This window comes from Longimicrobium sp., from assembly GCF_036554565.1.
Taxonomy (GTDB): Bacteria; Gemmatimonadota; Gemmatimonadetes; order Longimicrobiales; family Longimicrobiaceae; genus Longimicrobium.
The window spans coordinates 1-11,251 of the sequence record NZ_DATBNB010000612.1 but is presented as its reverse complement, the minus strand read 5'-3'; the positions used below and the strand labels follow the sequence as shown (position 1 = coordinate 11,251).

9 protein-coding genes are annotated in these 11,251 nt (G+C 63.4%); 4 read left to right on the top strand and 5 right to left on the bottom strand.

Annotated elements, in window-relative coordinates; translation table 11 throughout:
• The first annotated feature begins 126 nt into the window (after nt 1-126).
• Entirely contained in the window at nt 127-627 is a 501-nt protein-coding gene (locus tag VIB55_RS17060) for a hypothetical protein (RefSeq protein WP_331877873.1), read from the top strand.
• A 106-nt stretch (nt 628-733) separates the two neighbouring features.
• On the opposite strand, the gene VIB55_RS17055 is transcribed toward VIB55_RS17060, so the two are convergent.
• A complete protein-coding gene (locus VIB55_RS17055) occupies nt 734-1,729 on the bottom strand; it encodes a hypothetical protein (RefSeq protein ID WP_331877872.1) in 996 nt (331 codons plus the stop codon).
• A 675-nt stretch (nt 1,730-2,404) separates the two neighbouring features.
• Complete coding sequence (locus VIB55_RS17050; protein WP_331877871.1) at nt 2,405-2,683, bottom strand: hypothetical protein; 279 nt, start codon at nt 2,681-2,683, stop codon at nt 2,405-2,407.
• Between the two features lie 535 nt (nt 2,684-3,218).
• Here VIB55_RS17050 and VIB55_RS17045 point away from each other — a divergent pair.
• A complete protein-coding gene (locus VIB55_RS17045) occupies nt 3,219-4,199 on the top strand; it encodes a hypothetical protein (RefSeq protein ID WP_331877870.1) in 981 nt (326 codons plus the stop codon).
• A 123-nt stretch (nt 4,200-4,322) separates the two neighbouring features.
• Here VIB55_RS17045 and VIB55_RS17040 read toward each other — a convergent pair whose 3' ends face one another.
• Nucleotides 4,323-5,072 (bottom strand): hypothetical protein, encoded by a 750-nt coding sequence (locus VIB55_RS17040; protein WP_331877869.1) that lies wholly within the window; start codon nt 5,070-5,072, stop codon nt 4,323-4,325.
• Entirely contained in the window at nt 5,072-5,707 is a 636-nt protein-coding gene (locus VIB55_RS17035; protein WP_331877868.1) for a hypothetical protein, read from the bottom strand. The genes VIB55_RS17040 and VIB55_RS17035 overlap by 1 nt, the downstream gene beginning before the upstream one ends.
• A 280-nt stretch (nt 5,708-5,987) precedes the next feature.
• Here VIB55_RS17035 and VIB55_RS17030 point away from each other — a divergent pair, with 280 nt between their 5' ends.
• Nucleotides 5,988-8,684, top strand: a complete 2,697-nt coding sequence (locus VIB55_RS17030; protein ID WP_331877867.1) for a hypothetical protein — start codon at nt 5,988-5,990, stop codon at nt 8,682-8,684.
• Between the two features lie 499 nt (nt 8,685-9,183).
• Nucleotides 9,184-10,011, top strand: coding sequence for a hypothetical protein (locus VIB55_RS17025; RefSeq protein ID WP_331877866.1), 828 nt, complete (start codon nt 9,184-9,186; stop codon nt 10,009-10,011).
• A 425-nt stretch (nt 10,012-10,436) separates the two neighbouring features.
• Here the strand turns inward: VIB55_RS17025 and VIB55_RS17020 are convergent.
• The coding region (locus VIB55_RS17020) for a hypothetical protein (protein WP_331877865.1) at nt 10,437-11,251 on the bottom strand (815 nt) is incomplete at its 5' end.

Sequence of the window (11,251 nt, the reverse complement as noted above, 5' to 3'; positions counted from 1 at the left end):
CGTTCGTCCATACAACGGGGGCACAGAACCTGCTCGGCCCGCTATTCCCTTTAAACGTAAATTCCTGCCGCTCTGATCTGGGTGACCTCGTTCAATCGTGATGCACCAAATGGCTGGAGGGTTGAGATGAAACTGAGCAGCGTACTATGGGTCGTTTTGCTGGCTGCTGCTTGTGCCGGACGGACCGCTGGTCCTCCGCCCGAACTGCCTGCGGCTGCGCCTCCGGTGCCAGCGGCGGGTGGTGCGCAGCGGATCAACCTGTGTGTGGTGGAGAACGGTACCCTCCGTGTCTTGGACGCTGTCTTGGATCCCTCGACGGGAGACACCCTTGTAGAGGGCGCGTCTATTCGTGAGGTGTTCGCGAACCAGACCGAGTACGCTGCTGCCAAGCCCTGGTTCGTGAATAATGAACCGATCACCTGGGAGCGGCGCGTCTACACCAAGTACGGCCCCCCGCGCGTCGTGTCCCCCTCGCAACTCCGGCCGGGCGGGCACCACGGCGGAGTGGTGTTCTTCGTTGAGGCGAATGCCGGCGCTACCCCGGAAGTGATCTTTGTTCCTACGCGGCCCGGATGCGAGTTCCATTGGTACCAGTGGGAACGGACGACCGGTGGGGTGCGCGGCTGAATCGGTAACTCGCTGAACTCCAAATTGCTCCCGGCCGGTCGTATCCCCGGCCAGGAGCAGCTTGTGTCTTGGGCAGACCCCGCCAGCCACAGCCTACCCTCAGCGGCTACGTTGCGCTCTTGCAGTTCGGGTAATCGGGATTTCCGGACACGCAGTCGTACGTGTCGAGGATTCCCAAATCATTCTCGATGTTGCTCATGGCACTCATCAGCATGGTGCCCTGAACCGTCCCGTAAAGGTACACCCATCCGGCAGCAGACGGGTGCAGCGCGTAGACCGGCCCCCCGCTGTCACCCGGTTGGGCGAAGCGAATCTCGTCCTGACAGAGTAGCTTCTTATCACTGGTTGGATACGAGAACGTGCACGTCAACGTCACATTCCCCGAGGTTGTTCCGGTCGTCGTGCCTACTTTGTACAGCGTTTCCCCCGTGAATGGCCAGTTGATCTCGCCCGCGATCCGGTACGCCGGGTTTGCCTCGTCGATTGTTTTGGGTGAACCGGGCAGCGTGCGCGCGATCTGCCCGTAGCCCCAGCGCGTAGCCTCCCACAAAGCGACCAGAGCGTCAGCTTGCCGGCAACGATAGTTCTGCGGGCAGCACATACTGCTGTTCGAGCAATCCGTCGTTGCCGTCGTGCCGAGAACTCCAGGCGGGTCGTAGATTTCTCTTCCGATATAATGGGCGCTGTTCGCAACATCCCACTGGTGATACCGCATGTTGTCGAGTCCGAAGCGGACGTTGCTGCAGTGACTAGCAGTAGTAAATACGCGCTGCCACGCACTAGAAGACGCATCGTACCGCCACGCGTTGAACCCCAAACTGCACTGGTCGACGTACGAAGCGTTGATTCGCCACCGGATGCGGTACCCGCCCGCAACGGTAGGAGCGTAGTCTTCGATCGTTCGCACCAGTCCTGTCGGTGCGATCCGGGATCCGACACCGAGTCCTGCATGGGCCGGGGCGGCACGCTCCCGGCGCTCGATGATGACTGCTTCTGCCGGGATGTTCAACCGACCCAGCGCTGCCCGTACCTGCTGCTCACCCTCTGCGGTCTCTACGCCGGCAAGCACGCGGTTCCTTCGTTCGTCCGCGTCGAGCAGCACCAGCCCGGGGATGCGGGCCGCCTCCTGATCAAGTAGGGCGCGCCCAGCGGAGCAAAGTAGGGAAGTCATATTGGCCCTGCAGGATCTGGATGTCGTCCAAGTTCGGGTTCTGGCCTCGGCGAAGGCTCACGTAACGGCCCCGCAACGACGTCGCGACGGCGGTGACCGCCCCGGCTCGCTTGGAGGTATCCACGAGGTATACGTTCGGCCTGCCCTGCTCGTCCCAAAACAAGCCGCCAAACCCGCCCGGAACAACTGACGCGAGGTGGATGAACTGCTGGTCAATGGTGCGGAACTCTCGCGCCGGTGTTTCTCGCCCGGCGCCTTCCAGCCGTTGCGGCGGACGTACCTGCGACCAGCCGGGAGCGCAGTGGCGAAGCTTGCCATGCTGATGACCGCCCCAACAGCGCTCTTGATCCGACGTCTCATTTGCCTGCTCCTTTCAAAGCTGATCCCATTCACGGAAACCTGTACCACCATTTCTGCAAACCCCAGACCTATTAATGCCATAAAGTGCTGTTTGTTGCCCCTGTGTGCCAGCACGTGACCCCCGCTCAACACCTCACCGGGCGGTCGAGGGCACGTGTCAACACGACAGCCGCGGCCAATTTGCTGGTCCGCGGCTGTTCGATTTCGTCCCCCTGCTTGCTCCTTAGCCGGATTCCTTGGTCGCTCTCAGGCGTCCGCGTCACTCTCCCCCGGTTCTCCGTGTTGGGCCAAGCCCTTGGCCTCGGCCCACTCGTCCGCGGCGGCGCGGGCGCTGCGCAGATCGTCCCCAAACTCCAGGACCGCTTCGGCGACCAGCGGGTCCATCGCGAGCTCGTCCGCCTGCGTGCAGCGGTTGAGCTTGATCGTAGAGTAGGCCAGCGCCTCGAACAGCCCGAACCGGTCCAACAGCATGTCCAGCAGCCGCATGGGCGAGGGGCGGGCCCCAGCATCGCTCGTCAGCATCATGTGCGTGCCTCCCGCCGCGGCTGGAGGGCGGGCGAGGATACGGCGGCGTTCCTGACGTTGTGCATGGCGATCTCCTATCCTCTTGACCCTGGCCGCGCAGCAGGGGTAGCTTTGGGGAGCGGGCGGCCCTCGGGTCGTTCCGTGTGTGAGGCTGGCCGTGTCTTCTTGGCGGGAGAGGCGGCCAGCCTTGTTCATTGCCCTGCTTGGGTATCATTGTAATTGACCAAGCTGAGCTTGTCAACTCTGACAATACCCAACGTAGATGGATTTCGTAGAAGCGATGGAGCGCCTCAAGCGGGCCGTTACAGACGACGAGATAGCGGCGGCTACCGGGGTATCGACGAACACCATTCGCCGGACTCGCGCTGATCCCTCGACGCGGAACTATCGACCAGCGCCCGTCGACTGGGAGCCGGTGCTTGCCCGATTAGCTGGAGAGCGCGCCGCTGAGTTATTGGCACTGAGCCGAGAGCTTGTACGCGACTCCGACAAGTAGGATATCCGGCAGACAATATCTCTTTTTACAGCGAAAACCATGGTGATCCAAGAGCAACAGATTTCATCAATGATAGAACAGCTGCTCAGGCGAGCCTATCATGACGAAGAAGCTTTGCGGTTTATTGCTGACTATTTCGAGTTTTTAGCTGAGCGAATTCATGCTCGATATGGGGCTCTCTCGGCCAATCCGACACTGATCAGCCGGTTCGAAGCAGTCTATCTTTGGCTGATGGATCGTTTGCTAGTTTACCCAGATGCCGTTCGCGATCAAGTACGCGCGCTCGTGGGGGAGAAGGATCTATGCGGGCGATTTGCGGTGCTTGCGAACGTTGTGGAAGAGGCGCAGGAGCAGCGTGGAGCCGCCGATGATGAAATACCGCCAGTACAGGTTGTGGATCGGTTTACCCGACCATTTATAGAGTTGTTGTTCGACACGGTAAGGATGAAAATGCCTGATGACTCGGTGTATCCGAGTAAGAAAGAGCTTTACGAAATTAAGATCACTCTACGACGCCTTGCGCAGATTCTCCGCTACGCTGCATCTCTTGATGCTCTGGAATACGAAGAGCCATTTACGGATTTTCGTGACAACTACGATCCTAATCTAGTAGATAAGAATAAGTTGGGAGTTCTGATCAATATCCTCAGGATACAGGTTGAGGAGGTGCCTAACGACCAGCAGCGCCAGAAACTTCTTCAGGCAATCGATCGTCTCGACGCTGAAATGAGACGGAAGAAGATCAGATGGGGCGTTGTCATTGCAGGTTTTTTTGTGCTATTTGGATTTTTGGCAGATTTGAAATCCCTTGCGCCCAATGTATATGACGCTCCGCTTCGAACCGTTGAGACGATCATCTCAATGCTGCATGAGGATGCTCAGGTCCAAAGAGGTCGGCCGTTCCTACCCAACACACCGTCCGAGCACTCATCACCAGAGCCGGGTGGCCACTCAACCGATCATCCTATGCGTTCGCTCCCTCCCCAACTTCGGAGTGAGGATGAGGAAGCGGACAAATAGGCTCGAGTGTGTCTGTGCTTTGATTGCGCTGCGGCGGGTCGCATCGTGGGACAATCTAGAACTCACGACCGGCAATTACGCTGGCGATGCGCTCGGTTTGCCGTTCCAGAACAAAGCTCGGACTTACATTGTAAGGCGCAACACCACGTTCGCGACTAAGTCCGAGATTGCATCATCAGCCTGATGTTGCGTAAGCACTACCGATGACGGATGTGCGGCCGCATTCCTTCGAGCGAGCTTTTCTTGAAGGAGTTTGATGACGTTCTTCGATAGCAGGCCCGCTGTGTTGCATATCTCAATCACCTCAAATTCCTTTAGTTCCTCAAAATCTTCCGGTGTACGGATTACAAACCCTTTTTTCTTCGGAAGCCGCACCTCGATCTTGCTGTTGAATTCTGAGAGCCGTTGTGAGTCCGCTTGGATCCACGTCGTGAGGTGGCTGTAGGCGAGGTTCCAAACCATGACAATAGAAGCGCGGTATGCCCTCACTCGATAACACGCAAGCGCTTCGTTCAGGAAGGACTTCTCAGCAACGGAGGGAACGAGGCTGGGTAGGTCTGACAGTATCTTCGATACCGCCACAGCAGTCGTGTTTGCATTGAATCGACTATCTAGCTGTCGCCGAATATTTCCTTCTAGACGGTATCCTCGTGAATCTTTAAGTAAGTCCTTTCGCTCACTCATTCGCTTAAGATACGTGCTGAAGTCAGGCGAGCTAAGGTGCAACTCCTGGTAACAGGCGCGCAGCTTGGCGGCGTCGAATCGCTCGACGCCACCAAACGTATGTAGATACCAAGCCAGCATCTGGATTTTCTCTGTATGTGTCAGATCTCCAAATCGCGACACAGTCCCAATAAAGTCTGTGAGCCGCATTAGTCCGTATCGCCGTTACCGAGCTTGTCTACTTCCGCAATCCCAAGATGGTTTATGGCGTACTCGCCTTTACCCGCGCGGTTTACGAGCTGGCGCTTCGCGAGCCCACGCAGAGGACTATCGAAGTCGGCGATTGCGGTTTGCCACCCTACTGCCCTAAAGCACGTGTATACATGATCTTGGGTGATCGCATCCACACTGCGGTGAAGCTTAAACCATGCGGCGACAGTCAGATAGCGCTTCGCGTCGTTCTTGGGAGACTTTTGGTTGGCGAATTCGTTGAACGATAGTGGAGAATTCAGATCCACGTCGATCACTAGAGGACTTCTGGGCTTCTTGGATCGCGCTGGGCTAGATTTGTTCGCCGCACGCGTGCCAATCTCGACGGGTGGAGAAGCTTCGTCGATTTCTGCATCGACTAGCGTCTCCTCTTCTAGGTCGGACATCTCGGACGAAGTACCAACCGGCACGCCCAGCAGTCGCTGCTGAACAATGGTAGTTGGCCGTAGAGCGTTTGTGATCGCTTGTGTGATCTGCGAAAAATCACCATCTGCGAGATCGGCCTCTAACATGATGAACCGCACTCGCGACGGACCGTTCCCACCACCACCCTTATTGTTACCGGATCGCGCCATCGGTACACTCCCTGCTTTGAAGTGACTACCCGAAGAAACGCTGAAAGATAATGACACCGTCTACCGTGAGCAACGTATTAATGTATTCTGTGATGTGAGCCGAAACGATCTTCGCCCGCTACATCCGCTTGTGACAGACGGGTAAGAGGTTGCGCTTCGGCTGGAATCGCATTTGGCCTGCTTCCTGCCCTTCCGCCCGCAGCGTAGATAAGCGCGGCCCGGCGGTTTGCCGCCGTGAGATCCCGATCCACACGCCACACCGACACAGAAGCGAAGCCGCATGGTCCAGGTCCCGACCACACCTCCCAGCGAGCGTTACCCCGGCCGGCCCGCCGAGGGCCGCGTCGTCGTCATCGCGCCCACGCGGGCGGCGTGCGAGACCATCGAGCTCGGCGTGCAGCTTACGGGCGTCACGACGATCATGCAGCGCGAGCACGGGGCCGAGATCGCCGAGCTGGCGCGCTCGGGCCGCGGCTTTGGGATCATGGCGGGGACGGGGACGGGCAAGACGCTGGCGATCCGCCCCATCGCGCAGGCCATCGTGGGCGAAGAGCTGCGCGTGGGCGTGGTGAACCGCGAGCGCGAGGCCACGCCCGAAACGCCCACCTGGAACGTGGTGATCGTCACGACGGGCATCGCGCGGCGGTGGCTGCAGGACGACATGATCGACAAGCACGACGTGGTGATCGTCGACGAGATCCACCAGACCAGCGCCGAGCTGGAGCTGTGCCTGGCGCTGGCCAAGCGCGCCGGCTGCCGCTTTATCTGGCTCTCGGCCACGGTCGATCCCCGCTTCTACGCCGAGTACCTGGGCAGCGCGGCGGTCATCGAGTCCAGCGCATTCGATCCCAAGATGGCCGCCGACGTGCGGGTGTCGAACACCAGCAACCCCGTCGCCTTCCTGGGCGAGCGCTTCATGCGCCACGTGGTGAAGGACAAGCGCGGCGTGGCGGTATTCGTCCCCACGCGCGCGGGAACGGAGATGGTGGCCAAGGAGGTGAGTGAAAAGTGGAGGCACGTGCTCACCGAGTTCTACCACGGCGGCGAGCCGGTCGCCAAGCTGCGCCCGTTCCTGGAAGATGAAGGGGCCGAGCATCCGTTCGTGCTGTCGATGACGGCCGCGGGGCAGAGCGCGCTGAACATCCGCGGGCTCGACACGGTGGTCATCGAGGACGCGCAGTTCACCACCATCGTCAACAAGGGCAAGACGGTGCTCACGCGGATGCCGCTGGGCGCCAACGAGATCCTGCAGATGGCGGGTCGCGTGCACGGCCGCGTGCCGGGCGGTGAGGTGTGGATCCTCTCGGACCGGCAGATCGACTTCGGCGCGCTGCGGCCGACGGAGCCGCACTTCCAATTGGCCGGCGACCCCGAGCGCGTGGCGATGACCTGCGCCGACATGGGCGTCCGCGCCGACGAGCTGGACCTGCCCGTGCCGCTGGACCGCATCGCCTACCGACGGGCGATGGAAACGCTGACACGCCGCGGCATCATCGCCAACGGCCGGCTGACGCCGTACGGCCGCTCCGTCGAGGTGCTGCCGGTAGACCGCTCCTGGGGCGAGCTGCTGGTGAACGCCGACGAGCACCTGGTGCCCGTCGTGGCGGTCTGCGCATCCATCGAGTCGCTGCACCGCATGCTGCGCCAGCAGGACAACGACATCGGCCAGTACGTGGTGCCCGGCAGCGACCACCTGACGTCGTACGCCATCTACCGCGACGCGCTGGAGCAGACCGGGTCGCTGGGCGCCGTCTACGGCCTGCCGCGCCACGTGTTCGATCCGCAGGCGCTGGAAGAGTGGGCCGAGGAGCGCGGCGTGATGATGCGCTCCATCGAAGACGCGGCCCTGGCCATCGCGTCCATCTTCCGCGGGCTGGACCTGACGCTGCCGCGCACGCTTCCGAAGATGAGCGGGCGGATCGAGCGCGAATGGCAGGCGCTGCTCGCCCGGGTGATGCCGTTCGACCTGGTGATCGACGAAGAAACCAGCTGGGGCGAGGAGGTGAACGTCTCCAAGACCAGCTACTGCAGCAGCCATGGCGTGGTGGCGGGGCAGATCAACTACTTCGCCGACAAGTTCGGGCGCGCGCGCGGCAGCATCTCGGGCAGCCAGCTTCCGTACGACCTGATCTGGGAGAACGCGCAGCCCGGCGAGGCGCAGGTCACCTACGATCCCGCCCACCGCCGTGCGCCCCTGCGCGCCATCCGCACCCGCGAGTTCCACGGGTTCGTGCTGGACAGCGACGAGAAGCCGATCGACCGCTTTCCCGAGGAGCTGGCCGACCAGTGCCGCCGCGTGCTGGCCGAGGCGGTCGCCAGCGGACAGGCGCAGCACCGCGACCTGAACGCCAGCCGCGAGGCGCTTCGCGAGCTGCGCGAGGTCTTCCGCCGCTCCGCGGGCTCCACGGCGTCCGTCGGCGAAAAGGAGCTGACGGACTACCTGATGCAGCGGCTGGCGGGCGTGAACTCGTACTCCGAGTTCCTGGAAACGCCGCTGCAGATCAACCCCGACGACCTGGTGCCGGCGGAGGAGCGCGCGCGGTGGATGGCGCTGCCCAGCACCATCGTCATCGCGGAGCGCGTGTATCCGCTGGACTACGCCTTCGAGGACGGCCAGGCGGTGGTGCGCGCGCGGATTCCCGCCAAGGCGCTCAGCTACGCGGACGAGGACGAGCTCCCCGTCTTCGACCGCCCGCTGCACTGGACGGTGACGCGCGGCAAGCACGAGGCGATCCGCGCCACCTCGCTGGACGAGGCCCGCGTGCTGGTGCGCGACACCTCACCCGCCACGCGAGCCCGTGCCCGCGACGCGGAAGACGGCGACCGCCCGCGAGGCGGCGGGGGAGGGCGCCGAGGCGGAGGCGGCGGCCGCGACGAGGGCGGACGCGGCCCGCGCCGCTCCGGGCAGCGAAAGGGCGGGGGAGGCGGCCGCGGCGGCAAGGGCGGTCACAAGGGCCGCAGGCGCGCGCGGCACTGAAGGTGGGCGCTGGCCGCGCACGGGCGAATGAATTCGCTGCAACAACCACACGATGTCCGCCTGCGCGGACTACCCTGCCGCGGATGCACTCCGAACCAGTGTGGTGCGCCCGGGCGTCCGTGTCATCCCGATGCGGAGCGGCCACGGCGAACCTGCCCTGACACCATAGACCGCAGCGACCGAGGGATCCGCCACACACCACGCGAGGCGCGCGGACCCAGCCTCGGCACACACGCCTGGCGGTCCTCCGTGCCGCTGCCACGCCCTGACTGAGAAGTGACGCAGGCGATGGAGCGCGGGCGAGTGCCGCGCACTTGGGCCTCAGGATGCCAGGCTGCCGCTCAACTCAACTCGGACGTGCCACACACCCGCGGCTGCACCCAAGCAAGCCAATCCACGAAGGTGGATTTCGTGTTGCAGCGAATTCATTCGCCCCCGGCACCCGGTTATCCTCAGGACCGCGCGAACCCGTACTCGCTCACGCAAGCTCAGGACGTCCATGTTCCGCATCCTGTCGATTTTCCTGCTCGTCGCAAGCGTACCACTCGCGGGCCAAACCCCCGACTCGGGTCCTGTGCTCAGGAGCGGTTCCTCCATGCGGCTCATCCTGCGCGCCGGGCCTGACAGTGGATACATCGGATCGGTCCTGGCCAGGAGCGGCGATAGCTTGCGAGTGATCACGCCGGAACTCGGGCTGGCGCAGGTTGCCTTGGAAGATGTCGCTCGCTTCGAAGTCGAATCCTCCAATAAAACGGGTCTCCTGGTTGGGCTCACGGCGGCGGGAGGGGCAGTCGCAGGCATAGTGCAGGGCGCCAGTGTGGCGGAGAGCTTGCTCCTGGGAACCGTCTTCGCCGCGGTAGCCGTACTGCCGGGCTCCGCATCGGAGCCGCGGCGCTGGCGGCGCGTTGACCCTGCGGTGAGCTGGCGCGGAGGGCCGGGCGGAGCGCGCGTGCGCCTTTCCGCACCGGGCGCGGGCTTCAGCACCGTCGAACTCCGGTTGCAGGACTTCCAGGCCGATACGCTTTTTTTCATGGAGGGTGGGATCGTACCCAGCCTGCCTCTCGGAGAGGTCACGAGCCTCGAGTTGAGCCTGGGATACAACAGGAGGCGCGGAGTCGCTGTCGGTTCCGTCATCGGCGGGATTGCGGGCATCGTGTACGGAGGCTCCGTGTACTTGCGCGCGGGAGGCGACCCGGTCGTGCTGCTGCCCATCGTGGGGATCGGACTCGCGCTGGGCGGAGGGTTCGGAGGAGTGACCGGCTACCTCCTGGCTCCGCGCCGCTGGCAAAGGGTACCTCTATCCGGTCCCGCTCCGCCCTCCCGGTGAACGTTGTACGCCGCCGTTTTGGACGCGCGCTCCACCTGAAGTGTACCCCCTCTCCCACGCTGTTTGTGGGAGAGGGTGGCGAGCGCGTCAGCGCGGCCGGGTGAGGGCCCCACGGCAGCCGAGGCCTCGGCTGCGGTGACCGCTGCCGCGCCCAAGCCAAGAAGTGACGCAGGCAAGATCCTTCGGCCCGCGGGGGATGGCGTGCGGGCGAGTCAGGTGCGCCTGGGCCTCAGGATGACAGGCTCCCGTCCCATCGAAGCCTGGGGCGCGCCACACACCCACGGAGGCACGAAAGCAAGCCAATCCACGAAGGTGGATTTCGCGTGTTTGTTGCAGCGAATTCATTCGCCCCCGGAGGCCCAGCCATCAAAAAGCCCCGCCCCGGAACTCCGGGGCGGGGCTTCTTCCGACCGGGTCGGAGCCGATCAGGCGGCGGCGCTCTGACCCAGCAGCTTCTCGCGATTGTCCTTGATCTTGGCGTTTTCGCGGGCGTTGCGCAGCCACTGCATGAACAGCTCCTGCTGCATCGCCTGCGCAGACTGCTGGCGCTGCGCCGCCTTCTGCGCGTCGAACTGCGCGCGGTCGGCCTCGGTGCGCTCGAACGGGCGGATCAGGAACAGGCCGGCCTCGGTCCGGGCCACGGGGCCCACCTGGCCCACCGGCGTACCGAACGCCACGCCGATCGCCGCGTTCGCCTGCCCGAACACCGGGTTGCCCATCACCCGGCTGAACGGCCCCGTGCGCTGCACCGCCAGCCCGTTCGCCTGCGCCACCTGCTCCAGGCTCTGCCCGGCGCGAACCTGGCCCAGGATCTTGTTCGCCGCGCCCATCGCCGCCTCGATCCGCTTGTCGCGGATCAGCCGGTCGCGAATCCGCGGCGTGGCCTGCGCCAGCGTCATCTTCCCCGCGCCGTAGTACTCGTCCAGCTGCACCAGGTACAGCGCCTGCGGCGACTCCAGCACCTCGCTGACGTTGCTGCCGTCGCCGGCCGCGATGTCCACCTGCGCCTGCTGCGCCCAGTTCAGCGCCTCCTGCGCCGGGCCCACCCCGGGAAGGAACGCCGTTTCCGAGGTCAATTCCACGCTGTCGCGGAAGGTGATGCCCTGCACGCCCTGCGACGCGCGGCGCAGCCCCTGGCGTTCGGCGTTGGCCGCCACCGCCTCCAGCTGCTTCTCGAGCCGGTCGACCTCCACCGGGTCCTTCTCGAAGCTCAGCAGGATGTGGCGTGCCTTCACCTGCT

Excerpts from the sequence above, each read along its gene's own strand:
- VIB55_RS17060 (WP_331877873.1), top strand. The coding sequence starts at position 127 with ATGAAACTGAGCAGCGTACTATGGGTCGTTTTGCTGGCTGCTGCTTGT.
- VIB55_RS17025 (WP_331877866.1), top strand. The coding sequence starts at position 9,184 with ATGTTCCGCATCCTGTCGATTTTCCTGCTCGTCGCAAGCGTACCACTC.
- VIB55_RS17030 (WP_331877867.1), top strand. The coding sequence starts at position 5,988 with ATGGTCCAGGTCCCGACCACACCTCCCAGCGAGCGTTACCCCGGCCGG.
- VIB55_RS17050 (WP_331877871.1), bottom strand. The coding sequence starts at position 2,683 with ATGATGCTGACGAGCGATGCTGGGGCCCGCCCCTCGCCCATGCGGCTG.
- VIB55_RS17035 (WP_331877868.1), bottom strand. The coding sequence starts at position 5,707 with ATGGCGCGATCCGGTAACAATAAGGGTGGTGGTGGGAACGGTCCGTCG.
- VIB55_RS17045 (WP_331877870.1), top strand. The coding sequence starts at position 3,219 with ATGGTGATCCAAGAGCAACAGATTTCATCAATGATAGAACAGCTGCTC.
- VIB55_RS17040 (WP_331877869.1), bottom strand. The coding sequence starts at position 5,072 with ATGCGGCTCACAGACTTTATTGGGACTGTGTCGCGATTTGGAGATCTG.